Genomic DNA, 24541 nt, shown 5'->3' on the forward strand with positions numbered 1-24541 from the left:
TGTGGGTACCGGCGCACACCGCAACGGGCCGGTACCGGAGTTACAGTTGGATTGTCCGGTATCGCACCGGACCCAGGTTCAGTCCGACCCCCCGGGGCTGAACCCCAGGCGACCCCCGTCCCTCCCCCCTGGCGGGGGTCGCCCTTCAACTTCCCGCCGCGCCAATGGTTCAGACCTTGGCGGCGTGCGGAATTCCGTCGAGACAAGGCCGAATCGGTTTTCGCTCGCTAATTTCCTTTGCTGTCAATCCTTTCGTTTCCGTCCAGGCCGGAAAACGAACTTGCGGTGCCTGCCGCGGAAAGCCGGAAAGTGTGCCAGAAGGGTCCGACGGAAACGGATCGGAAATCGGTTTCCCGTGGCGGAGTTGTCCACAACACCCCGGTTGTCCACAGGTGCGGCGGAATGGCGTTGTGCGTTGCCGGGGCCCGGCGCGACCGTGGAGGCACAGACCGAATCCGACCGAACCCCCGGGGGAGTCATGGCCGAGGAACATCCGCTCGTCGTCGCCGGAGACGACGTCCTGCTCGACGAGATTCTGCGCGTGGCCGCGGCCGCGGGCTGCGAGGTCGAACGCGCGCCCGATCTGGACGCCGCTCGCGGAAGGTGGGCTCGCGCGCCACTCGTCGTACTCGACGAAGAAGCCGCGAGCACGCCGAACCGGCTGCTGCGGCGGAACAAGGTGCTGCTCGTCTGCAAGGGCGCTCCGACACCGGTGACGTGGGAGCGTGCCTTCAACACCGGTTCGGAAAAGGTCCTTTCGCTGCCGGACGAGGAAGGCGACCTCATCGGCGAGTTCGCGGACGTCGTCGACGGGCCGGCGCGGGACGACGGCGTCGTCATCGGGGTCATCGGCGGACGAGGCGGAGCCGGGGCCTCCGTGCTGGCGGCCGCCGTCGCGTATCAGGCGGAGAAATCCGGGAGCGGCGGGCTGCTCGTCGACTGCGATCCGCTCGGCGGCGGTATCGACGTCCTCCTCGCCGCCGAACGCGATCGCGGACCGCGCTGGCCGGAGCTCGACCTCGGCGGCCGGGTCTCCATGACGGCGTTGAGCGAAGCCCTGCCGCGAAAGCGGTACGCCGCCGGAGCACTGTCCTTTGTGTCCTACGGGCGGGAAGGGCGCGGTCCCGCTCCGGACGCGATCGAGGGTGTGTTGTGCGCCGGACGGCGAGCGGGGCGGACGGTCGTCTGCGATCTGCCGAGGTATTTCGGCGCCGAGACGGCCACCGTGCTCGGGCTGGCCGATCTGGTCGTGGTCGTCGTCCCCGCGGAACTGCGCGCCTGCGCGGCGGCGAGACAGGTACTCGCCAGAGTGGAACCCCATGCGACACGGATCGGCGTCGCCGTCCGAGGGCCGTCTCCCACCGGGCTGATCCCGCAGGAGATCGCCGACGCCGTCGGCGCCCCGCTCATCACCTCGATGGGCCGCGAGCGGTCCCTTTCGACCGCGCTCGACCGCGGCGAGTTCGTCCCGAGACATCGCGGACATCTGGCCACGGCCGCCGCCGAGGTCCTCGCGGCCGCGCGCGGAGATCTGGCCGGTGTCTTGCGATGACCGACGATCTCGTCGAGCGGGTCCGGCGGCGGCTGGCCGGATCGGCCGGGCCGGCGGACCCCGTGAGCGTCGCGCGGGCGGTCCGCGCCGAAGCGGGTGGCGCACTCGGTCAGGACGCCGTCCTCGGAGCGGTCCGGCTGGCCCGCGACGAGTTCGTCGGTGCCGGACCGCTCGCCCCGCTGCTCGAAAACCCCGGCACCACCGACGTTCTCGTCACCGCACCGGACGAGGTCTGGACCGACACCGGCGACGGTCTGGAAAGGACGGACATCCGTTTCGCGGACGAGGAGGCCGTCCGCAGGCTGGCCCAGCGGCTGGCCCTCGCCGGCGGGCGGCGGCTGGACGACGCGCAACCGTTCACCGACTGCTGGCTGCCGGGAGTCGGGCCGCACGGCCGGATCCGGATGCACGCGGTGCTCCCGCCGATCGCACCCGCCGGAACCGCCCTTTCGCTGCGCGTCCTGCGGCCCGCCACCCATGACCTCGCCGCGTTGCGGTTGCGCGGGATGTTCGGCGGCAGTGGCGCCGCCCTGCTCGATTCGGTCATCCGGCGACGGCTCGCGTTCCTGGTGTCCGGCGGGACCGGGGCAGGCAAGACGACCTTGCTTTCCGCACTGCTCGGCGCGGTGCCGCCGGCCGAACGCATCGTCTGCGTCGAGGACGCCGGTGAGCTGCAACCGGACCATCCGCAGTTCGTCAGCCTGATCGCCCGCCCGCCCAACGTCGAGGGCGCAGGCGAGATCGGCCTCGGCGAACTGGTGCGACAGGCGTTGCGCATGCGTCCGGACCGCCTGGTCGTCGGCGAGGTGCGGGGCGAGGAGGTCTGCGCGTTGCTGAACGCGCTGAACACCGGCCACGAAGGCGGAGCGTGCACCCTGCACGCCAATTCGCCGTCGGAGGTCCCCGCCCGGATGGAGGCGCTGGCCGCCCTCGGCGGCCTGAAACGGGACGCGTTGCACAGCCAGCTGACCGCGGCGGTGCGGGTCGTCCTGCACATGCGCCGCCTGCCGAGCGGCATCCGGCGGCTGGACGAGGTCGGCGTACTGCGGTCACTGCGGGGCGAGGCCAAGGTCGTCCCGGTGTGGAGCCAAGGCCACTGGATCGGCGACGAGACACCGTTCGAGGAGATGGCGGCATGAACCCTTGGCTCCTCCTCTCCTGCGGCGCGGGGCTGGCTTGCTGGCCGAGGCCGGTGGCTCGCACTCCGTTCGCTTGGCGCCTTCCCGCGGCCGTTCGCGCTCGGTGGTGGCCCCTGCCCGCGTTGCTCGTTCTGCCGGTTCTCGGGATCGGCTGGGCATCGGCGACGCTGATGCTCACCTTGACCGTTCGCCAGGAGCATCGAGATCGGGCACGCACGAACGCGGCGCTGGCCGAAGCCGAACTCACCGCGTCCGTGCTGCGGACGATGGTCGGGGAACTCCGGGCGGGTGCCCATCCGGTGGCGGCGGCCGAAGCCACGGCGGAGGCGCTGCCCGCGGCGTCCGGACGATTGCGCGGGCTGATCGCGTCCGCCCGGCTCGGCGGTGAGACAGCCGACCCGGACGCGCCACCGGCACTGGTGAACGCGTGGACCCTCGCCGGCCGGTACGGGCTTCCGATGGCCGATGTCCTCGACGCCGCGCGACGGGACGCCGAGGCGGAGATCGGCTTCCGCCGTCGTCTCAAGGCCAAGATGGCCGGTCCTCGGGCGAGTGCCGCCGTGCTCGCCGTCCTGCCGCTGGTGTGCCTGCCGCTCGGCGAGGCGATGGGGGCGAGCCCGGTCAGCGTCCTCACCGGGACGGGCACCGGTCAGCTGTTGCTCGTCGTGGGTTGCGGCCTGATCTGGGCGGGCACGGCCTGGTGCCGGGTCCTCACCGGGCGGGTGGCGCCGTGCTGACCCCAGTGGCGCTGATCCTGTTGGGCGGAGCCGTCTGTTGCTGGCCGCGTGTCGGTCTCGGCGCCGCCGCGCGCCCGGGACGGCTCCTCATGTGGTTGCGGGAACGAGCGTCCAGGGACAAGGGCGTCTCCGAACTTCTCAGCTCGGCGGCCGCCCTCGATCTACTGGCCGCCTGTCTGGCGGCCGGATTGCCGGTACCCGTCGCGCTGGAGGCCGTCGGGCCGGCCGCCTCACCGGCGACCGCCGCGGCTCTGCGTTCGGTGGCGTCGCACCTCGCCGTGGGCGTCGGAGCCGCCGACGCTTGGGCGCCTGTCCGTGACCGGCCCGGTCTGGCCGAACTGGCCGTCGCCGCGGTGCGCACCGCGAGGGCGGGCACCGCGCTGGCTACTCACGCGAAAGACCTCGCGCGACGACTGCGCGAGTCGCTCTCCGCCGAAGCCGAGGAACGCGCCGAACGGGCCGGAGTCCTGCTGGCCGCGCCGATCGGCCTGTGCTTCCTTCCCGCGTTCCTCTGCCTCGGTGTCCTGCCCGTCGTGCTCGGCCTCGCCGGGCGTCTCGGCGGAATCCCTTGACCGGAGGAATCCTCATGATCGAAAGGCGTTCCCATGAACAAGTTCCCCACCTTCCGCGACGACGACGGCATGGCGACGGTCGAATACGCCATCGCCACCTTGGCCGCCGCCGCGCTGGCCGGTGTTCTCTACCTGATCGTCAGCAGCGATGCCGTCGTCGCCGGGCTCACCGCGCTCATCGAGCGCGCCTTGTCGGTGAAGTCCTGATGCCCGGCGGCGACCGCGGATCCGTCACGGTGGAGGCCGCACTCGGCATCGGCGCGCTGACGTTCGTCTCGGCCCTGTTGCTGGCCGGGATCGGGGTCGCCGCCGATCAGGTGCGCTGCACCGACGCGGCCCGAGAGGCGGCCCGGCTCCTCGCCCGCGGCGACCCCGTCCGTGCCGAACAGGCGGTGCGGGAGATAGCGCCATCCGGTGCCCGCTTCGACGTCGTCCGCGACGGCGACGCCATCACCACCGGCGTCGAGGCCGAACCGGCGGGCGGACTGCTGCCGGGTATCCGGGTGCGCTCTCACGCCTTCGCGATCGCCGAACCGGTCGCCGAGCCGGGTGGCGGGCCGTGAACGCGGACGATCGCGGAGTCGCGACCGCCTGGACAGCCTCGATCGTCGCCGTCCTGATCTCCGTCGCCGTGTTCACCTTCTGGATCGGCGCCGCCGTCGCCGCGCGGCACCACACCGAGGCGGCCGCCGATCTGGCGGCACTCGCCGCGGCCTCGCACGCCACGGAAGGTCCTGGCGCGGCTTGCGACCGGGCGCGGCAGGTCGCCGCCCGGATGTCGGTCACGCTGCTCACCTGCCGCTGGGAGCGAGGCGACGCGCTGGTCGAGGTGCGGTCGGCGGCGCCGGAACACCTGGCGACCCTGGGACAGGCGGAGGCGCGGGCGAGGGCGGGTCCGGTCGACCGGCCACCGTGACGCACGTCGCACGATGAACGGTCGTCCCGGTGGTGACCGGCCGGTAGTACGGGCGAGTAACCGCCGGGCGCGAGCAGCGGTCGTTGATGCGCGGCGAGCGGTCGAAGCCATGATCAGCGCCCCGCCGAACGGTCGAGTGCCGCCCGTCGCGACCGCGGTCACCGGGGCGGGACGCCCTGCTCAGCTGCGACGAACGGTGCGGCACCGGTCGCGCACGCCCGTTCATCGGACGTGCGGCGTTCGGTCCGTCCTGTCGCACTACCGCGCGTTCATCGCTGAGTAACCGCCGGTTGTCGCGTGAGGGCTTCTCCCGATGTGCAACTTGCCGTTTATTGAGATGTACGCCACTTCGAGAAGGTCGCCGGGTGGCACGGACACAGGACAGAGTTGACCTGAGGCAGGGGCAGTAATGTTGGACGCGAATTGGCCGGACAGCTGGCGGGGCGCCTTCCGCATCGAGATGCGGGCGGAGGCGATCGGTCTCGCCTGGCGTGGCTGGCCGGTGCTCCCGGGTGCGGAGCCCGCCGCGCTCACCCCGGAAGGTGACGACCTCACCTGGCGGCGCCCCGTCCCGGCGCAGGACAACTGGCGTGAACTGACCGAGACCCACCCGCACGAGGTCGCCACCTGGTTCGGCGACGACACGCACAGTCTGCTCGTGGCCACCGGCACCGTGCTGGACGCCATCGAGGTCGACGACCAGCTCGGCAAGCGGGCCGCCCGCCTGCTGCGCGCCACCGGCCATCCGGCCCCGATCGTCGCGATGCCGAACGGCCGTTGGCTGTTCCTCACCACCGTCGCCGCGAGCATCCCGCAGGAACTGGCCGCGCAGGCTTCGATCCAGTGGCACGGCGCGAACGACTACATCCCGCTGCCGCCGTCGCCGTTCCAGCACGGTGTCGTGCACTGGCGGGTCAAGCCCGAGGTCTGGGGCTGGCAGCTGCCCGCGGCCGCCGATGTGCACGACGTGCTCGTCCGTGCGCTGGCCGGTGACAAGGCCGCCACTCCCGTGGCGACCCTGACCACCGCCGCCTGATCAACCCACAACTTCAAGCCACGTCACTTTCGAACCACCAAGTGGCCTGACTGCGGCCCGTGCTGACGCAAAGCCCCGAGCACGGTGTCCAGAACGGCCACTGCCCCCGCCTTGTCCAGCGGATCGTTGCCGTTCCCGCACTTCGGCGACTGGACGCAGGACGGGCAGCCGGCCGGGCACTCGCAGGAAACGATCGCCTCCCGCGTTGCGGCCAGCCAAGGGACAATTGCGGCAAACCCGCGATCGGCGAATCCCGCACCCCCGGGATGGCCATCGTGCACGAACACCGTCGCCTCCCCGGTGTTCTCGTGCCACGCGGTCGACACCCCGCCGATGTCCCAGCGGTCGCACGTAGCGAACAACGGTAGCAGGCCGATCGCCGCGTGCTCGGCGGCATGCAGGGCACCGGGGACGCGCGCCGGATCCAACTCGGCGCTCGTCCCCGGTGTCCCGCCAAGGTTCTCAGTCCCCACCCTGGAGCGTCCGGTCCCCACCGGCTCCAGAACTTCGGTCCCCGACCGATGGCCCCCGGTCCCCGCCATGCCATCGGAAGGGCCGAGCAGTTCCGCCGAGATCGTGTACCAGACGGCGCGGGTGTGCAGGCTCTGCTCCGGCAGGTCCAGCGGCGTCTGGTCCAGCACCTCACCCGAGGGTCGCCTCCGCAGGTAGCCGACTACTTGCGAACTCACCGACACCTCACCGAGATTCACCGTGACCCCGCCGTACACCCGGGTCTCTTCGGTGCGCAGCACACTGATGTCGACGATCTCGCGCGGTGACGTGGTCCAGTCCGGATCCTCCGCGTGCACCATCGCGAGCCCGGTCTCCAGGTCCAGCTCGTCGACCACGTAGGACGAACCCTGATGCAGGTACACCGCGCCGGGATGCACCGCGTAGCAGGCGGAACCCGGATCGACCGTGCCGAGCATCCGCCCGGAATCGGCCTCCACCACGGCGATCTGCTCGCCGCCGGTACCGCGGATGCCGACCTCGGCGTGCGGCCGGTCGCGTGAAGTCCAGTACCAGCCGCTCGGCCGGCGCCGGACGATCTTCTCCTTGACCAGCTCGCCGAGCACGGCCCTCGCCGCGTCACCGCCGAAGCCCGCGACCTCCGGTTCGGTCAGCGGGAGCTCGGCGATAGCGCAGGCCAGCTGCGGTGCCAGCACATACGGATTCGACGGGTCGAGGACGGCGGCTTCCACCGGCCGGTCGAGAATCGCGGCCGGATGGTGCACGAGATAGGTGTCCAGCGGATCGTCGCGGGCCACGAACACCACCAGCGCCGCGTCACCCGCGCGCCCGGCTCGTCCGGCCTGCTGCCAGAACGACGCGAGGGTGCCGGGATATCCGGCCAGCACCACCGCGTCGAGGCCCGCGATGTCGACGCCGAGTTCGAGCGCGTTCGTCGTCGCCACACCGAGCAGCCGACCGGACAACAACGCCGCTTCTAGGGCGCGGCGCTCTTCCGGCAGATAGCCGGACCGATAGGCCGCGACGGATTCCGCCAAGGCACCGTCCACTTCGGACAGGATCCGGCGGGCGCCGAGCGCGGTCAGCTCCGCGCCTCGCCGCGATCGGACGAACGCCAGTGAGCGAGCACCCTCGATGACCAGTTCGGCGAGGATCCGCGAAGCCTCGGCACCGGCCGAGCGCCGCACCGGCGCCCCGTTCTCTCCGGAAAGTTCCGACAACAGCGGGGGTTCCCATAGCGCGACCGTGCGCGAACCCCGCGGCGAGCCGTCCTCGGTGACCGGGACACACTCGTGCCCGGACAGTTTCGAGGCGAACGCGGCCGGGTCCGCCGTCGTCGCCGACGCGAGCACGAAGACCGGTGAAGCGCCGTAATGCGCGGCGACCCGTCGCAACCTGCGCATCAGCAGCGCCACATGGGATCCGAAGACGCCGCGATAGCTGTGGCATTCGTCGATGACGACGAACGAGAGCCGCCGGAAGAAGCGGGACCAGCGTGCGTGCGACGAAAGGATCCCGCGATGCAGCATGTCCGGGTTGGTGAACACCCAGTTCGCGTGCGCGCGTACCCAGTCCCGCTCCTCCAAGGGAGTGTCGCCGTCGAACGACGCCGCGCGCACCTTCTTGAGTTCCAACGAGGAGACGGCGCGCAGCTGATCGGCGCCGAGCGCCTTGGTGGGGGACAGGTACAGCGCCGAAGCCCGCTCGTCCTCGACGAGCGCCGAGAGCACGGGCAACTGGTACGCGAGCGACTTCCCCGACGCCGTGCCGGTGGAGATCACGACGTGCTTGCCATCGCGGACCAGTGACGCGGCTTCGGCCTGATGGCGCCACGGCGCCTTGACCCCACTCGCCGACAGCGCTTCGACGACCGGAGCCGCCGCCCACTCCGGCCAATCCACCGAATCCGCCGGGCGAGCGGGGAGTTCGGCCACATGGGTGACCGGGTACAGCGAAGCCGGGATCCCCGCCGTCGCGCGGTCGAGAAGCCGCCGGCCCTTACCGGATTCCGCCTTGCCGTCCACCTCCAGAGCTTCGCACAGCGCACCGACAGAAAACGGCCGCCGCCGAACGGATCGAGCAGCGGGACGGGGCGCGGATGATCGATACAGTGATCAGCCTCACAAGGTAACGGAACGTACGGTGGCGGGGACGCCTTGCCGCCCGCCATCCCACTACCAATACACTCCCGCAATCCACACCGTCTGTGGCGAGCGTCATGTGAGACGTGCCTTGCAGTGCGACTAGCGTGACGTTCGGCTCAGATCCCCATGCCAACGTCGACACGCCGGCTCCATCGGCGGATCGTCGTTGGCCAACGGCGACGTCTCCAGGAGGACGAATGTCCCGGCAGTTCCTCGCGGGGAGCGATCTCACGCTCTCCGGAGGTGGCTACACCATCGTCGGTGTAGTCGCCGTGGTCGCCCTTGCCGCACTGGTCATCGGCTACGTTCTGCTCAAGGAGGTGCTGGCCGCGGGCCAAGGCACCACCAAGATGCAGGACATCGCGAAGGCAGTGCAGGAAGGTGCGGCTGCCTATCTGAAACGGCAGCGCAACACCCTCGCGATTTTCGGCGTGATCGTGTTCTTGCTGCTCTTCGCTTTGCCGGCCGAAGACTGGAACGAGAAGATCGGCAGGTCGATCTTCTTCCTGGTCGGCGCGGGATTCTCCTTCGCGATCGGGTACCTCGGCATGTGGCTCGCGACGCAGGCGAACCTGCGGGTCGCGGCCGCTTCGCGTGAGCCCGGTGGTCGCGAAAAGGCGATGCGCGTGGCCTTCCGTACCGGTGGCGTGGTCGGCATGATCACCGTCGGTCTCGGCCTTTTCGGCGCCGCGGTGGTCGTCCTCGTCTACACCGGACAGGCCCCGAAGGTGTTGGAGGGCTTCGGTTTCGGTGCCGCGCTGATCGCGATGTTCATGCGTGTCGGCGGCGGTATCTTCACCAAGGCCGCCGACGTCGGCGCGGACCTGGTCGGCAAGGTCGAGCAGGGCATCCCCGAGGACGACCCGCGCAACGCGGCCACCATCGCCGACAACGTCGGTGACAACGTGGGCGACTGCGCCGGGATGGCGGCGGACCTCTTCGAGTCGTACGCGGTCATGCTCGTGGCGGCGCTGATCCTGGGTAGCACCGCCTTCGGCGTGCACGGTCTGATCTTCCCGCTCATCGTTCCCGCCATCGGCGTGATCACCGCGGTCATCGGTGTCTACATCACCAAGGCCAAGGCGGGCGAAGGCGGTCTGGTCACGATCAACCGCTCGTTCTACATCTCCGCGGGGATTTCGGCGGTGCTCTCGACGATCGCCGCGTTCGTCTACCTGCCCGGTTCGTTCTCCGAGCTGACCGGAGGCGCCACGAACCAGTCCGGAAGCCCGGCGCTCATCGCGACCATCTCGGTGATCATCGGCATCGTGCTCGCGGCCATCATCCTCAAGCTCACCGGGTACTACACCGGCACCGAGTACAAGCCGGTCAAGGAAGTCGGCAAGTCGTCGGAAACCGGTGCGGCGACGGTGATCCTGGCCGGTATCTCGGTCGGGTTCGAGTCCGCCGTGTACACCGCGCTGGTCATCGGCGCGGCCGTGTTCGGCGCCTACCTGGTCGGCGGCGGTGTCGCGCTGTTCGCCGTGGCGCTCGCCGGTACCGGTCTGCTCACCACCGTCGGTGTCATCGTCGCGATGGACACCTTCGGCCCGGTTTCGGACAACGCGCAGGGCATCGCGGAGATGTCGGGCGACGTCGACGAAGACGCGGCGCAGATCCTGACCGAACTCGACGCGGTCGGTAACACCACCAAGGCCATCACCAAGGGCATCGCGATCGCCACGGCGGTCCTCGCGGCGACGGCGCTGTTCGGGTCCTATCAGGACGCGATCACCAAGGCGGTCGGCGACGGCAAGGAGTTCATCGCGAACATCGTCGGCCCGGCCACGCTCGTCGGTGTGATCATCGGTGCCGCGGTCGTGTTCCTGTTCTCCGGTCTCGCGGTCAACGCGGTGTCCCGTGCCGCCGGCGCGGTCGTCTACGAAGTGCGCCGCCAGTTCCGCGACATCCCGGGGATCATGGAGGGCACCACCCGTCCCGAGTACGGCCGTGTCGTCGACATCGTCACGCGTGACTCGCTGCGTGAGCTGACCACGCCCGGTCTGCTCGCGGTGTTCGCCCCGATCGCGGTCGGCTTCGGCCTCGGCACCGGCGCGCTCGCCGGTTACCTGGGTGGTGCGATCGCGACCGGCACCCTGATGGCGATCTTCCTCGCCAACTCCGGTGGTGCCTGGGACAACGCGAAGAAGCTCGTGGAGGACGGAAGCCACGGCGGCAAGGGTTCGGACGCGCACGAGGCCACCATCATCGGTGACACCGTGGGTGACCCGTTCAAGGACACCGCCGGTCCGGCGATCAACCCGCTGATCAAGGTGATGAACCTGGTGTCGGTGCTGATCGCCCCGGCCATCGTGCAGTTCACCATCGGCCCGGACGCCAATGTCGGCATCCGCATCGGGATCTCGCTGGTCGCCGTCGCGATCATCGTGGCCGCGATCGTCGTCTCCAAGCGGCGTGAGTCGGTTCTCTCCGAGACACCCGCGGAAGCGAAGGCATAACACGGAAAGTTCCCTCCGCCGGGCCCGTCACGTTTTCCGTGGCGGGCCCGGCGGCTGTCCGGGCAGGTTAAGGTCTGCGCGTCACACCGATCCGGAACCGGGGGAGTCCCTCTCATGAGGCGTTCGATCACCTTGTTCGTCGCCGCTCTCCTGCTGGCGGGTTGCGGCGCCGCCGAGACGCCGGCCGTCGCGCCTTCTTCTTCCGCCGCCCCGGCGGGAACCGAGTGGATGGACGGCTTCTGCGGTTCCCTGATCGACTTCGCCAAGATCGGTGACTTCAAGATGCCCGACGTCGAACAGGGCGATGTCGCGAAGGCCCGGAACGCGATGGACGAAGCCTTCGCCGTCTTCGCGCCTGGTTTCGACAACGCGGTGAAAGGCCTGAGCGCACTCGGGCAGGCGCCGAACGCGGAAGCCGAGACCGTGCGCAAGGACATCGTCGCCGCGCTGACGCCGATCCGGGATCGGATCGTCGCCGCGAAGACCGAACTGGAAGCCGCGCCGAAGGACGACAAGCGGGCCACTGCCGAGGCAGGGCTCGCGTTCCAGCGGATCGGCAAGGACATCAACGACATGCCCGACCCGTTCCAGCAGCTGGAAACGAACGCTTCGTTGAAAGCGCTGGCAGCACAGGCCCCGAACTGCAAGAAGCTGCCTTCCTGAACTTTCTTGACGTCACGTTGATTTGCAATGCCCCCCGGTATCGGTACGGTCGGGGGCCAACTGGGAAGTCGTCAGGTCGGGAGGTGTTTTCGTGCGGCCGCGGTTCACCGTCCTTGCCGCGCTAGCAACAGGTATCGGACTCGGCCTCGCCGGGTGCGGGCACCAGCCCGCGGTGACTTCCCACGCCAGACAAGAAGGTCTCGCGACGGTCAGCGCGTCGCAGGCCGACCCCGCCTCCGCTTGGGCGGAGGGATACTGCGCCGCGTCCGGCGGTCTCGTGCGGACGCTGGCGACGTTGCCCAGCGTGAATCCGAGCACGCCACAGCTTGCGACCCAGACCTCCGGTGAGCTGATGGCCTCGGTGGTCGAAGGGCTGAACCGCACGTCTTCCGCGCTCGGGAAACTCGGGCCGTCCCCGGTCGCCGGTGGCGATGCTTCGCGGAACGCCGCCATAGCTCAGCTCAACGGCATCCGCGCTCGCGCCGACGACGTACGTCGACGTCTCGACTCCTCAACGGATCCCGAGGCGGCGAAGACGGCGCTTCGCGATGCGAGGACGACTCTCGACGAACTCGACCGCCTCGACCTTCTCAGGGGGCTTAACGACGTCCCTCAGCTCGCCGCGGCGGCCAGCCGGATCCCCGGTTGCCAGGATTTGGTCAAGCGACCGCGCTGAGTCATCGAGCTGTCACTGGCCATGAGTCGAACTTGTGTTCTATTGTGTGCGGGTGGACGGGACGATCTCGCTCTTCTCGGCGGAGGCGAGCGGGCCTGGGCTCGCCGACCTCGCCGGTGTGCTGTGCGGACCGGGGCGGATGGCGGGCTTCGGCCGGACGGCCGCGCGGCTGTCCGCCGTGGTCGACGAGCCGTGGAGAGCGCGCGCCCTGGCCAGGGAATGCCGTCGTCGTGGCGCGGAGGCGCAGGTCTCGGCCGCCGAATGCGGACGGCCGCTGGTGAGGACGCCGTTCCGCGTCGATCTGCTGCCGCTGGAGCGGCGCTGGACGCGGGGTGAAGAAAAGGTGCTGCCGGACGGGTTCCGGCTCGACGGCGCGATGCTGAGGATGTGGGTGCTGGCGGCGGGCAGTCCGCAGGGCAACGGCTACCTGCTCGCACTCGATCCGGAAGCGCCGGAGACGCATGAGCGGCTGATCAAGGCGCTTGCCCAGCTGGGCGTCCCGGCGAAGATCTTCAAGGGGGAAGAGGCGTTGCTGCGGATCACGGGCCGTCGGCGCCTGGCGCACGTACTGGAGCTGATCGGGGACGCGCCCGTGGGTGCGGAGCCCGCCTGGCCGAGTTTGGTGCCCGTGGTCCGCGCCGGGTGAACCTTCGCCAAGTGCAATGAAAGGCCCCTTCATTGCAAATTTTGCAATGAAGGGGCCTTTCATTGCACGAGAGTCAGGGTTTCGGCGCCTTGCAGTTCGGGTTCGCCAGGTCCAGCTCACTACGCGAAAGGCAGGAGGTCAGCTGATAGGTCTGTTCCCCGTAGTTGATGCCCTTCCGCACGGTCACCTTCCCGGCGGCGTCGACCTCGCACGGGTTGTTCATCGTGCAGCGTTGACCGCTTTCGTTGCCGGTGTTGTTGACGCCGACGACCTTTCCGGTCGAGGTCTCGATGATCGGCGACCCCGAGGTCCCGCCGATCGTCTTGCACGCCGAGGTGTACCTGATCGAGTCCTTCCAGACCCAGTCCGCTTCATGCAGCTCGTGGACGAAGCCGTCGATGTTGCAGGAGTAGATCTTCTTCCAATACCCCGAGACCACGTCCATCGCGACGCCGGCCGAAGGACGGGTCGGTGAGAGCGTCAGCGGGGCGATACCGTAGGTCGCTCGGATCTTGGAGTAGCTGGTGTCGAGCTGGTACAGCGAGACGTCGGTGTCGGTCATCGTCGCGTAGAGCAGCTTTTTCGCCTTGAGCGTGCCCAGTGACGAACGGCCGTCCTTGGACAGCAGGCTGAAGGTCCGTGCCGAGGGCTGGTTGACGATTACTTCTCCAGGGTCCGGGAAACCTTCCTGGAGGCAATGCCCGTTGGAGAGGACTAGGGCGGGGTCGTCGAGGCTCGCCTCGGGCGGCTTGACCACCGACCCGGAGCAGTTCGACAACGCCACCGTTCCGGCGAAGGTGGTCGTCGCCGCTTCCGCGGGAACAGCGCCGACCAGGGCGGATGCGGTCAGCATGGCGAACAGCGTGCCGATAAGTCGTCGGGTCACGTGGAGTCCTTTCGGGTCGGCGTGGATATCAAGTGAAGCGTTGGCGGCCACGGTGTCACCACCGTCGAACGGAGGGTGTTCGCCCCGTCACGCGGTACCCACAGGGGACGTGTCCGACATCACGTGCTAGGTGTTGAAAGGAAACATCGGCGAGGTCAGCGGCGATGCGCTGGACACACGATCGGCGGCGTGTTGCCCCACCTAGACGTGGTCCGGGTGGTGCGAGCGTGCACACTGACGGGTCGAGAGGCGGCGCGAAGGCGCCGAAGATGAGCGGAGAGCAGGACAGCGTGGCAGGAGCACGGACGAAGAAGACCGCGGCGTCGGACGACGGCGCGGGGCGTCGTCGGCTGGTGATCGTCGAGTCGCCGACCAAGGCCCGCAAGATCGCCCCGTACCTCGGCGCGAACTACGTCGTGGAGTCCTCCGTCGGGCACATCCGTGACCTTCCCCGCGGCGCGGCCGACGTGCCCGCCCAGTACAAGGGCGAGTCGTGGGCACGGCTGGGTGTCGACGTCGACAACGACTTCAAGGCGCTCTACGTCGTCACGCCGGACAAGAAGTCCAAGGTCACCGAGCTGAAGGGCTTGTTGAAGGACGTCGACGAGCTCTACCTGGCCACGGACCCCGACCGCGAGGGCGAAGCCATCGCGTGGCATCTGCTGGAGACCCTGAAGCCGAAGGTCCCGGTCCGCCGGATGGTCTTCCACGAGGTCACCGAGCAGGCGATCCGCGCCGCGGCCGACAGCACCCGTGAACTCGACGGCGACCTGGTCGACGCGCAGGAGACCCGCCGCATCCTCGACCGTCTTTACGGCTACGAGGTCTCGCCCGTGCTGTGGAAGAAGGTCATGCCGAAGCTCTCGGCGGGCCGCGTGCAGTCCGTGGCGACCCGCATCGTGGTCGAGCGGGAGCGCGAGCGCATGCGCTTCACCTCGGCGTCGTACTGGGACATCTCCGCGACGATGGACGCCGGTGCCGAGGCGTCGCCCCGGAACTTCCCGGCCAGGATGATCGCCGTCGACGGCGCGCGTCTGGCCACGGGCCGTGACTTCGGCTCCGACGGGCGGCTGAAGGCTTCGAACAACGAGATCCGCGTGCTGGCCGAGGCCGACGCCGTGCGGCTGGCCGAGGCGCTGAAGAACCGTGACTTCAAGGTCGCGAGCGTCGAAGAGAAGCCGTACACGCGGAAGCCGTACGCGCCCTTCATGACCTCGACTCTCCAGCAGGAGGCCGGCCGCAAGCTGCGGTTCACCTCCGAGCGCACCATGCGGATCGCGCAGAAGCTGTACGAGAACGGGTACATCACTTATATGCGTACCGACTCCACGACGCTGTCGGAGTCGGCGATCTCGGCGGCGCGCAGCCAGGCGACGCAGCTGTACGGCAAGGAATACGTCTCGCCGTCGCCGCGCCAGTACACCCGCAAGGTGAAGAACGCGCAGGAAGCCCACGAGGCGATCCGCCCCTCGGGAGAGGTCTTCCGCACGCCGGGCCAGGTCGCGAAGGATCTGGACACCGACGAGTACCGCCTCTACGAGATGATCTGGCAGCGCACGATCGCTTCGCAGATGGCGGACGCGAAGGGCACCACGATGTCGGTGCGCATCGTCGGCACCGCCACCAGCGGCGAGGAGGTCACGTTCGCCTCCTCGGGCCGCACGATCACCTTCGCCGGGTTCCTCAAGGCGTACGTCGAGGCCGTCGACACCGAGAGCGGTGGCGAGGCGGACGACAAGCAGAGCCGTCTCCCGCAGCTGGTCAAGGAGCAGGCGCTGACCGCGACCGAGCTGAGCCCGGACGGGCACACCACGTCGCCCCCGGCGCGCTACTCGGAGCCGAGCCTGGTCAGCAAGCTCGAAGAGCTGGGCATCGGCCGCCCGTCGACGTACGCGTCGATCATCAAGACCATCCAGGACCGCGGCTACGTGTGGAAGAAGGGTTCCGCGCTGGTGCCCTCCTGGGTCGCGTTCGCCGTGATCGGGCTGATGGAGCGCCATTTCGAGCGGCTGGTCGACTACGACTTCACCGCCGGCATGGAGGACGAACTCGACCGCATCGCCGCCGGTGACGAGCACCGGACGCAGTGGCTGTCGAAGTTCTACTTCGGTGGCGACATGGGTGTCGACGGCTCCGTGGGCAGGCTCGGCGGGCTGAAGAAGCTGGTCGGCTCCGGTGTCGAGGACATCGACGCCCGCGAGATCAACTCGATCCCGCTGTTCAGCGACGCCGACGGCCACACCGTCGTCGTGCGGGTCGGCCGTTACGGCCCGTACCTCGAGCGTGAGGTCGACGGGACCTCGCAGCGGGCGAACCTGCCCGAGGACCTGCCGCCGGACGAGCTGACCCCGGAGGTCGCGGAGAAGCTCTTCGCGACGCCGCAGGAAGGGCGCGTGCTCGGCACGGACCCGGTCAGCGGGCACGAAATCGTGGCGAAGGAAGGCCGCTTCGGCCCGTACGTCACCGAGCTCCTGCCGGAGCCGGAGCCACTGCCCGAGAACGCGACGGCCGCGCAGAAGAAGGCCGCGAAGGCGAAGCAGCCGAAGCCGCGTACGGGTTCGCTGTTCAAGTCGATGTCGATCGAGACGATGACCCTCGAAGACGCGCTGAAGCTGCTTTCGCTGCCGCGCGTGGTCGGCAAGGATCCGGAGTCCGGCGACGAGATCACCGCGCAGAACGGGCGCTACGGGCCGTACCTGAAGAAGGGCACGGACTCGCGTTCGCTCACGACCGAGGACCAGCTGTTCTCGATCACGCTCGAAGAGGCGCTGAAGATCTACTCGGAGCCGAAGCAGCGTGGCCGCTCCGCGACCGCGAAGCCGCCGCTGAAGGAGCTGGGCGACGACCCGGTGTCCGGTAAGCCGATGGTGGTCAAGGACGGCCGCTTCGGTCCGTACGTGACCGATGGCGAGTACAACGCGACGCTGCGGAAGTCGGACAGCATCGAGGAGCTGACCGCCGAGCGCGGTGCCGAACTGCTGGCGGAGAAGCGCGCGAAGGGTCCGGCGCCGAAGCGCAAGGCTCCGGCGCGCAAGCCCGCGGCGTCGAAGACGACGGCCACCAAGACGGCCGCGGCGAAGAAGACCACCGCGACCAAGACCGGGACTACCAAGACTGCGGCTGCGAAGAAGCCCGCTTCGCGCTCTACGGCCACGAAGACGAAGTAGCGCGCTCAAGCTCGGCCCAAGTGTCATAAGGGGTCTCCACAGGACGAATTTCGTCCCGTGGAGACCCCTCCTGCCGTTCGGCGGAGACGAGGAAGGCGGGGGCGGGAAGCGATGGCAAAGGTCCCTTGATACCGCTCACCGACCGCTCGCCGACCGACCTCACCCATTCGAACAAAAGTTCTAAAAATTGTCGGTACCAGGGTGTTCAATGGTCGGGTGAGCACTTCAACGACCGGTTTTTCAACGACTTCCGTCTTCGACGTCATCGACGAGGTCGTCGCCCCGCTGGCCGCCGAGGTTCCGGAGCGACCCTCGGTGATGGAGTTCTACGATCCGGACCTTTCCGTGCCACCGGTGCTGGCCGACGAGGAGCCGACGCCGGGGCTCACCCTTGCCGAGGAGGTGGAGCAGTACACCCGGTTCGTCAGCGGGATGACGGCGATCGGGCTGGCCCCCGGCGGCGAGGTCACTCCGGAAGCCGTCGGGCTGTATCGCGCGCTGCGCGGAGGGTTCATCCGCGGTGTGGTGACCGGGGTGTTCCCGTCGCGCCGTGAGCCGTGGGAGGTCCGGTTCTTCGGCGACGAGGACTACACCACGGTGCTGAACAAGCTCGGCAGGCGGGCGCGGCTGCGGTCCGGTTTCCTGAGCGCGCTGCCGGGCTGGGTGTTCGACGGGCTGCCCGACCATCCGCAGGGCGCGGGCGAGACGGTACGCATCGAGACGGACGCGGGCGGGTTGATCCCGGCGCAGGCCCGCGAAGCGCTCGAGGTGATCCGTGAGGGTGCTTCGCGGCCGCGTCACGGCACGGTCCTGGTCGACCTCGCGGTGCGGAACGCCATCCTCGCCGAATACCCGCACGGTGCCTTCGGCCTGGTCGACAACGACCTCGGCCGCTACCAGTTCAGCGCGGCGATGAACGGCACCGGCCGGTGGACGCTCACCTGGGGTCCGGCCACCCGGTCGACGGCCGAACAGTGGATCGTGAAGGCGGTGCAGAACCATGCGTGAGCCGACGACGGTGCGGGAACTGATGAAGCGGGCCGCTGAGCCGGTGCTGCGCGCGGTGCCGGAGCGCCGGAGCGTGTACCTGGGCTACGACCCGGAGATCACCGACGACGAGATCCGCCGTCTGTGCCCCTCCTATGACGAGCCGGCGGATCTGGTCACGCAGGCGGAGCGGTACGCGGCCAAGGCCGCGATGCTCGAAGAGGCCGGGCTGATGGAGAACGGCGAGATCCATCCCGCCGCGGTCCAGATGCACGGCGTGATGCTGCGGGGTTCGGTGCGAGGCGTCCTCACCGGCGTCTTCGCGTCCGCTCCCCGTGCGGTGCGGGTCGATTGCTACGGCGACGGGCACCAGGCGGTCGTGTGGCGGATGCGGTCCGGGCGGCGGACCACGTTCAGCCTCAGCGACTTCGGCGAACTGGGCGCCCGGGTCTTCGGCGGGCTCCCGCACGTCCCCGCCGGTGAAACCGCCCCGCTGCGCGTCCGCATCGACGAGCACGGCGTGCCGTTGCCGGGCCAGGAAGAGGAGGTCGGCCTGGTCGCCGAGATGGTGAGCCGTCCGCGGACCGGGACGGCGATCCTCGACCTGGTCGCCTTCGGCGGGCTGAACGCGGAGTACCCGGACTACGGGTTCGTGATCATCGACAACGATTCGGGGAGGTTCGTTTTGTACGTGGCCCCTTCCGAAGGGTGGCTCATGTTCGGTGGAATGGACCGCCGGGCACTGGCGGGCTGGCTGCACGAGGCGGTGGACTTGAGCCGGACGTAGCCGCCTTCGGGCGTTGACGGACGAGGGGGACGGCGATGGACCTGGACCGGCGGGCGGCCGACGCGTGGTTTCGGCGGCGAGGGCTGCCGATGGTCATCCACCGGCGAAGGCGCGGCTCGGGCGTGTTGCGCCGTTCGACGCCCGGGCTGGTGTTCCTGTGCCTGCTCGACCTGTTGCTGGCCGGGTTGCTGAAACTGCTCGACGTTCCCGCGGAAGTGCTCGAAGCCCGGATGCGCGGCAGTGGCCTGGCCTATGTCCTCGGTGTGTTGGCGCTGATGTTCGCCGTGGTCGTGGTGCCGGCGGTCGCCGGACGCCTGATGGCGAGGCTGCTCCGCGTGTTGTCGGACATCCGGGTCCGGCTGGCCGTCATGGGAGTGACGATCGGGTTCTGGCTGCTGGTGCTGCCGATCGGCGAACGTCTCACCGGGCTGGTGTCGTGGGACGACCCGCTGTGGGTCGCCGTGCTCACCAACGTCGTCGCGTTGGCCGTGCTGATGTTCCTGGTGCGGATCGGTGTCGGCTCGATCCTGACCTGGGCGGCGCGGAGCGCGGTCCAGCAGGTCAGGGCCATCGGCATGCTGGCTTCACGGGCGTTGCCGCTGCTCCTGCTGGTGGTGATGTTCAGCTTCTTCACCGCCGAGCTGTGGCAGGCCGTGGAACGGCTGAGCCCCGGCCGGTTGTGGCTGGTGGTCGGCTTCCTCGTCTTGATCGGCGCGGTGTTCCTCGCGTCGATGCTGTCCGACGAGATCAAGGAGCTGAAGTCCTGGACCGTCGAGCCCGGGATGACCGTGCTGCGCGGTACGCCGTTCGACGACGATGACACGTCGCCGGAGCCCGCCATGTTGTCGAGGGCGGCCCTGACGAGGACGGAGCGGCTGAACATCGCCCTGGTGCTGTTCCTCGCGCAGGCGGTGCAGATCGTGGCGTTCGGGGTGCTGGTGTTCGCCTTCTTCGTCGTGTTCGGGGTGCTGATCCTCCGGCCGGAGGTCGTGACGGTGTTCGCCGGCCGTGAATCGGCGCCCGGGACACTGCTGGGTGTCCCCCTTCCGGTGAGTTCCGCGCTCATCAACGTGTCGCTTTTCCTTGCGGTTTTCTCCGGCTTGTACTTCGCCGCATCAACCGCGACAGATGCCCGGTACCGGCGTTCTTTCTTCGAACCTTTGCTGGAGGATGTGAAGATCAGCCTTGCCGCGCGTGACATTTATCTGGCCCATTGGGCGGATGTGCGCCGGGCCGAGGTGGTTACCCTGGAAGCAGAGGACATTCCGTAGTGAGGTGGTCACCATGAGCGGGAAGGGCGAGACACCCTTCTTCGATGCCCCCGACATCGCGAAAGGCGACGGCACTCAGGCAGATCCTCCGGGCGACACCTTCGCCGACCCGGTGTCCGGGCTGGTCACGACCGGTACGGCGGGGCAGCTGGACTCTTCGGGCGCCGCCGACGAAGTTCACCTGCCGGTCCCTGGGCCCGTCCAACCCGACCCCGAATACGTGAGCCGGATGGTCAACGCGGCGATGCTGGCGGAAGATCAGTCCTCCCGCACGCCGGGCGCGGAGCAGTCCGCCCTTCTTCCGTCCCCGAAGATCATCAGCACGGTCGGTGAGCAGGGTCCTACGCCGATCGGGATTCTGCCCCAGCAGCGGACGTGGCCCACGAGGCCGCCACAGCTGCTCCGTCAGCCTCGCCGCTTGAAGCAGGAAGATTCGGTCGAGGCCGACGAAGAGGCCGAGGTCGAAGTACGCCGTGTCAAGCGTTCGATGCAGCTTCCGAGGCTCGGCAAGCCGTCGTCGAACACCACCGGCGTGATGATCGCGATCGCGCTCATGATCGTCTTCGCGATCCTCGCCATTCAGCTGCTGGCCAGCCTGTTCAACAGCATCGCGGGGATCTTCGGGTAACCCGTCCGGCGGTAGCGCCGGACGGGCCCGTCCGTCCTGACCTCATCCATCGGGATACCCTGGCCAATACGGTCGGGGGACTCGGCGGACACCCGGGTCACGCCTCGGCGCCGCGTGACTAGTGGGGTGGGCGTATCAGCGAGGGCGTGCGATCGGTGCCCGAAGCGGGCACGAGTGGTTCGGCGGGCCGTGATGCTTCCACCATGCACCGCGTGCGGCGGGTGCTGGCGATCAAGCCGTTCCGCCGCCTCTGGGGTGTCACCTATCTGTGCAGCGTCGCGGACTGGCTGAACCTGCTGACGCTGACCGGCCTGGTCACCAAGCTGACCGACAATTACGCGGCGCAGAACTTCGCGTTCGTCGGTGTCGTGCTGACGTCGTTGCTGCCCGGTCTGCTGTTCGCCCCGCTCGGTGGGTTGCTGGCCGACCGGTTCGACCGTCGCAAGGTGATGGTGCTCTGCGACCTCGGCCGGTGCGGATTCCTGCTGTCGATCGCGTTCGTCGGCACGCCGTGGTGGGTGTTCGTCGGCAACTTCCTGGTCGGCTGCTGCTCGATGATGTGGATCCCGTCGAAGGACGCGGCGGTGCCGAACCTGCTGCGCCGGCCGGACCAGGTCGAGACGGCCAACCAGCTCGGCATGGTCATGACCTACGGCCTCGCGGTGATCACCGCGGCCGGGGCCAACGCCCTGCTCACCGGTAGTAACACCACGTTCCACTTCTTCGACGGCGACGCCCAGCTCGGTATCGCGAAGGTGGCCGTCGTCATCACCGGGCTGCTGTACCTCACCAGCGCGATCGTGATCGCCACCCGGATCCCCGAACTCTCGCTGCGCAATGTCCACGCGGTCGAGAAGCCCAAGGTCAAGCCCGCCGACGAGGAGAAGTTCGGCTTCCGCCAGATGATCTCCGACGGCGCCCGGTTCGTGCGGACGACGCCGCTGGTGCGCGGGCTGATGATCGGCGCGTTCGGCGCGTTCGCCGCCGGTGGCGCGGTGATCGGTTCGGCCAAGCCGTACTCGTCGAGCCTGCTCGCCGGTGACGCGGCGTTCAACCTCCTCGTGCTCGCCGTCTTCCTCGGGCTCGCCACCGGGATGGCCGTGGCGCCGAAGCTCGCTCGACGGCTCGCGCACGACCGGCTGTTCGGCATCTCGATCGTCGCCGCCGGTCTGTGCCTAGTCGTCGTCGCGCTGTCGCCGCACCTCGCCGTTTCGCTGGTCGCCGTCGCCGCCGTCGGGGTCTGGGCCGGGACAGCGTTCCTGACCGGTGTCACGATCATCGGTTCGCGGATCGAGGACTCCATCCGCGGCCGGATCAACGCGATCTACCAGTCGCTGATGAAGATCGTGCTGTTCGGCGCGACGATCCTGGTCCCGGTGCTGATCAGCGCGGTCCAGCAGACCGAGCTCACCCTGTGGGGCGGCACGATCACCATCGACGGCACGCGGCCGGTGATGATCGGCGGCGGTGTCCTCGCCCTGCTCGCCGGCATCATCGCCTACCGGCAGATGGACGACAGGCGCGCCGAGCCGATTCTCGCCGATCTCCGCAATGCCCTGCGCCGCAGCCCGCGCCGTGTCAACGGGCTGCTGATCGCACTCGAAGGCACCAGGGCCATCAACACCGAGACCCAGGCCGCGCGGCTGGCCGAATGGCTGCGCGCGGGGACGCGTCCCGTCGTGCTGGCCGCCGACCCGGCGTTGGACGACCAGCGGCTCGCGAAGCTCGTCTCCGGTGCTTCGCTGTCCGGTGCGCGGGCGCAGGCGCTCGCGGCCGCCGCGGTGCGCGCGGACATCGTCGAACGGGACATCCAGCCCGCGCTCGACGCCGGTTCCGTCGTCGTCATGGAGCGTTTCGTGGATTCGCCGCTGGCCCATCTGTCGGCGGTCGCCGGGCTGGACAGCCAGGAACTCGAAGGACTCGCCGACTGGGCGACCGGCAGGCTGCGGCCCGACATCACCGTTCTGCTCGACGCCGATCCCGGCACGGTGATGCGGAAGTCGGAGGCGCTGGACGCGCAGTGGCGGGTGCAGCATCTGCTCACGGAGATGGCCGCCGCCGACCCGGACCGGTACGTGGTGGTCGACGCGGACGGCAGCGAAGACGAAGTGTGCGAGCGGGTACGCGCCGCCGTCCGCGCGGTGCTCGTCGGCAAACTCGCCGGGCTCGCCCCGGCGGCGGAAAAGGTCGAGGTGAGATGACGGAATCCCCTGCGCTGATCGGTGTCTGGAAGCAGCTCGTCGGCCAGGATCCCGCCGCGCGCATCCTGTCCTCAGCGTCGATGGCGGCCGCGCGGATCATCGAAAACCAGCCTGTCGCGCCCGGCGCGATGACCCACGCGTGGCTGGTCACCGGGCCGCCCGGATCGGGACGCTCGACCGCCGCCCGGGTTTTCGCGGCGGCGTTGCAGTGCAGTACCGGCACGGGATGCGGGGACTGCCCCGGCTGCCGCACCGTGCTCGCCGGCACCCACGCCGACGTCAAGCTCGTCGCGCCTGAGGGCCTCTCGATCTCCGTCGCCGAAATGCGGGCGCTGGTCCAGGCCGCCGCCCGCCGCCCGACCACCGGGCGGTGGCAGGTGGTGATCATCGAGGACGCCGACAGGCTGACCGAAGGCGCGTCGAACGCGCTGCTGAAGGCTGTCGAGGAGCCGCCGGAGCGCACGGTGTTCCTGCTGTGCGCGCCGTCCGATCACCCGGAGGACGTCTCGGTGACGATCCGGTCCCGGTGCCGCCTGGTCACCCTGCGGACGCCGCCGCCCGAAGCGATCGCGCAGGTGCTGGTGGAACGGGACGGCATCGATCCCGAGCGCGCGCAGTGGGCCGCGGCCGTCTCAAGTGGACACGTCGGCCGCGCGCGGCGGCTCGCCACCGACGAAGCCGCCCGGCAGCGCCGGGCGACGGTGCTGCGGATCCCGCTGGGCCTGCGCCGTCCGGCCGATGTGTTCACCTGTGCCGATCAGCTGATCAGCGCGGCCGAGGCCGACGCGGGCGAGGAGAGCAAGGTCCGTGACGAGGCCGAGCGCTCCGAAATCCGCACCGCGATGGGCGGCGACGGCATCGGAAAGGGTGTCGCCGGTGCGAAACGAGCCGCCGAGGCCGCGGTGAAGCAGCTCGAGAAGCGCCAGAAGTCGCGGGCGACCCGGACCCAGCGGGACACCCTCGACCTCGCGCTGGTGGACCTCGCCGCGTTCTACCGGGATGTGCTCGTGACCGCGAGCGGTGCGAACGCGACGCTGAACCACCCCGACCACGCCTCGGAAATCGCGCAGGCCGCCTCCGCCTGGGCGCCGGACTCGATCCTGCGCCGGCTCGAAGCCGTGCTGGAATGCCGCGAGGCCATCGACCTGAACGTGAAACCGCGAATCGCCGTCGAAGCCATGGTCACCACCCTGCGCCAAGGCTGAGCCGCTTTCACGCCTACCCCAGCCCCCCGCCCGTCCCAGGGGGGCGACCCCGAGTCCAGTCTACCGGGGGTGAGGGGTGGAAAGGGCTGGTAGCGGGAGTTGTCCACAGGTGGGGATGATTGTGGACAAGTGCTGTGGGTAAGTGAAGTCGCTCCAAGTCGAGAGCGGTGTTCCCAATGTCGCATTAGAGACCCTGAGTGTCCCCAATGCGGCATTGGGGACATCGCGGGCTGGGGCGGTGAGCGAAAGCGGCCAGGTCGCGAAGGCGGGAAGCGGCGCGGGGGGCGAAAGAGGCCTTCGCCGCATCAAAGCGGCGAAGGCCCCTGAGTGCCTAAAGGCGACGGCGAGCCACGAACGGTCCTCTCACGCGGGGGCAAGGCGCGAAAGGACCGTTCATC

The 24541-nt window shown here is 69.2% G+C and carries 21 protein-coding genes; 19 read left to right on the forward strand and 2 right to left on the reverse strand.

Going from position 1 to position 24541, the window contains the following annotated elements; all coding sequences use genetic code 11:
• The first annotated feature begins 478 nt into the window (after positions 1 to 478).
• From ssd to AVL48_RS21955, 8 genes are all read left to right on the forward strand, one after another.
• Positions 479 to 1552, forward strand: coding sequence for a septum site-determining protein Ssd (gene ssd / locus AVL48_RS21925; protein ID WP_061985634.1), 1074 nt, complete (start codon positions 479 to 481; stop codon positions 1550 to 1552).
• Positions 1549 to 2691: a TadA family conjugal transfer-associated ATPase gene (locus AVL48_RS21930; RefSeq protein WP_061985632.1), complete on the forward strand. Its 1143-nt coding sequence runs from the start codon at positions 1549 to 1551 to the stop codon at positions 2689 to 2691. Before ssd ends, AVL48_RS21930 begins: the two co-directional genes overlap by 4 nt.
• A complete protein-coding gene (locus AVL48_RS21935; protein ID WP_061985630.1) occupies positions 2688 to 3428 on the forward strand; it encodes a type II secretion system F family protein in 741 nt (246 codons plus the stop codon). The genes AVL48_RS21930 and AVL48_RS21935 overlap by 4 nt, the downstream gene beginning before the upstream one ends.
• Positions 3422 to 4000 carry a type II secretion system F family protein gene (locus AVL48_RS21940; protein ID WP_061985787.1) on the forward strand — a complete coding sequence of 193 codons (579 nt, stop codon included), beginning with the start codon at positions 3422 to 3424 and terminating at the stop codon, positions 3998 to 4000. The genes AVL48_RS21935 and AVL48_RS21940 overlap by 7 nt, the downstream gene beginning before the upstream one ends.
• A 33-nt stretch (positions 4001 to 4033) precedes the next feature.
• Positions 4034 to 4207 carry a DUF4244 domain-containing protein gene (locus AVL48_RS38455; RefSeq protein WP_074038133.1) on the forward strand — a complete coding sequence of 58 codons (174 nt, stop codon included), beginning with the start codon at positions 4034 to 4036 and terminating at the stop codon, positions 4205 to 4207.
• Complete coding sequence (locus AVL48_RS21945) at positions 4207 to 4563, forward strand: TadE family type IV pilus minor pilin (protein ID WP_061985628.1); 357 nt, start codon at positions 4207 to 4209, stop codon at positions 4561 to 4563. Before AVL48_RS38455 ends, AVL48_RS21945 begins: the two co-directional genes overlap by 1 nt.
• Entirely contained in the window at positions 4560 to 4916 is a 357-nt protein-coding gene (locus AVL48_RS21950) for an Rv3654c family TadE-like protein (protein ID WP_061985626.1), read from the forward strand. Before AVL48_RS21945 ends, AVL48_RS21950 begins: the two co-directional genes overlap by 4 nt.
• Before the next feature lie 409 nt (positions 4917 to 5325).
• The gene (locus tag AVL48_RS21955; protein WP_061985624.1) at positions 5326 to 5952 is read left to right on the forward strand and encodes a bifunctional DNA primase/polymerase; all 627 of its coding nucleotides are present in this window, start codon (positions 5326 to 5328) and stop codon (positions 5950 to 5952) included.
• Positions 5953 to 5975: 23 nt separating this feature from the next.
• Here the strand turns inward: AVL48_RS21955 and AVL48_RS21960 are convergent, their stop codons facing one another.
• Complete coding sequence (locus AVL48_RS21960; RefSeq protein ID WP_061985622.1) at positions 5976 to 8447, reverse strand: DEAD/DEAH box helicase; 2472 nt, start codon at positions 8445 to 8447, stop codon at positions 5976 to 5978.
• Positions 8448 to 8764: 317 nt separating this feature from the next.
• Between AVL48_RS21960 and AVL48_RS21965 the strand changes: the two genes are divergently transcribed.
• The 4 genes from AVL48_RS21965 (at position 8765) to AVL48_RS21980 (ending at position 13011) form a co-directional block, all read left to right on the forward strand.
• Entirely contained in the window at positions 8765 to 11026 is a 2262-nt protein-coding gene (locus AVL48_RS21965) for a sodium-translocating pyrophosphatase (protein WP_061985620.1), read from the forward strand.
• A 114-nt stretch (positions 11027 to 11140) separates the two neighbouring features.
• Positions 11141 to 11689 (forward strand): putative periplasmic lipoprotein, encoded by a 549-nt coding sequence (locus AVL48_RS21970; RefSeq protein WP_244162386.1) that lies wholly within the window; start codon positions 11141 to 11143, stop codon positions 11687 to 11689.
• Between the two features lie 91 nt (positions 11690 to 11780).
• Positions 11781 to 12365, forward strand: a complete 585-nt coding sequence (locus AVL48_RS21975; protein WP_061985618.1) for a hypothetical protein — start codon at positions 11781 to 11783, stop codon at positions 12363 to 12365.
• A 34-nt stretch (positions 12366 to 12399) separates the two neighbouring features.
• Entirely contained in the window at positions 12400 to 13011 is a 612-nt protein-coding gene (locus tag AVL48_RS21980; protein WP_061985615.1) for a hypothetical protein, read from the forward strand.
• A gap of 73 nt (positions 13012 to 13084) precedes the next feature.
• Here the strand turns inward: AVL48_RS21980 and AVL48_RS21985 are convergent, their stop codons facing one another.
• A complete protein-coding gene (locus AVL48_RS21985) occupies positions 13085 to 13897 on the reverse strand; it encodes a S1 family peptidase (RefSeq protein WP_061985785.1) in 813 nt (270 codons plus the stop codon).
• Between the two features lie 269 nt (positions 13898 to 14166).
• On the opposite strand from AVL48_RS21985, the gene topA reads away from it, so the two are divergent.
• The 7 genes from topA to AVL48_RS22020 all read left to right on the forward strand — a co-directional run bounded on the left by topA (position 14167) and on the right by AVL48_RS22020 (position 24143).
• Positions 14167 to 17064 (forward strand): type I DNA topoisomerase, encoded by a 2898-nt coding sequence (gene topA / locus AVL48_RS21990; RefSeq protein WP_177242362.1) that lies wholly within the window; start codon positions 14167 to 14169, stop codon positions 17062 to 17064.
• Positions 17065 to 17265: 201 nt separating this feature from the next.
• Positions 17266 to 18072, forward strand: a complete 807-nt coding sequence (locus AVL48_RS21995; RefSeq protein ID WP_061985613.1) for a hypothetical protein — start codon at positions 17266 to 17268, stop codon at positions 18070 to 18072.
• On the forward strand, positions 18065 to 18838 hold the full coding sequence (locus AVL48_RS22000; protein WP_061985611.1) for an ESX secretion-associated protein EspG: 774 nt from the start codon (positions 18065 to 18067) through the stop codon (positions 18836 to 18838). The genes AVL48_RS21995 and AVL48_RS22000 overlap by 8 nt, the downstream gene beginning before the upstream one ends.
• Positions 18839 to 18873: 35 nt before the next feature.
• Positions 18874 to 20109, forward strand: a complete 1236-nt coding sequence (locus tag AVL48_RS22005) for a hypothetical protein (RefSeq protein ID WP_061985609.1) — start codon at positions 18874 to 18876, stop codon at positions 20107 to 20109.
• Positions 20110 to 20122: 13 nt separating this feature from the next.
• Positions 20123 to 20737 carry a hypothetical protein gene (locus AVL48_RS22010; protein ID WP_244162387.1) on the forward strand — a complete coding sequence of 205 codons (615 nt, stop codon included), beginning with the start codon at positions 20123 to 20125 and terminating at the stop codon, positions 20735 to 20737.
• Positions 20738 to 20883: 146 nt separating this feature from the next.
• Positions 20884 to 22938, forward strand: a complete 2055-nt coding sequence (locus tag AVL48_RS22015) for a bifunctional MFS transporter/dTMP kinase (protein WP_061985605.1) — start codon at positions 20884 to 20886, stop codon at positions 22936 to 22938.
• Positions 22935 to 24143, forward strand: a complete 1209-nt coding sequence (locus AVL48_RS22020) for a DNA polymerase III subunit delta' (protein ID WP_061985603.1) — start codon at positions 22935 to 22937, stop codon at positions 24141 to 24143. The genes AVL48_RS22015 and AVL48_RS22020 overlap by 4 nt, the downstream gene beginning before the upstream one ends.
• Positions 24144 to 24541: the final 398 nt, after the last annotated feature.

The organism is Amycolatopsis regifaucium, from assembly GCF_001613935.1.
Taxonomy (GTDB): Bacteria; Actinomycetota; Actinomycetes; order Mycobacteriales; family Pseudonocardiaceae; genus Amycolatopsis; species Amycolatopsis regifaucium.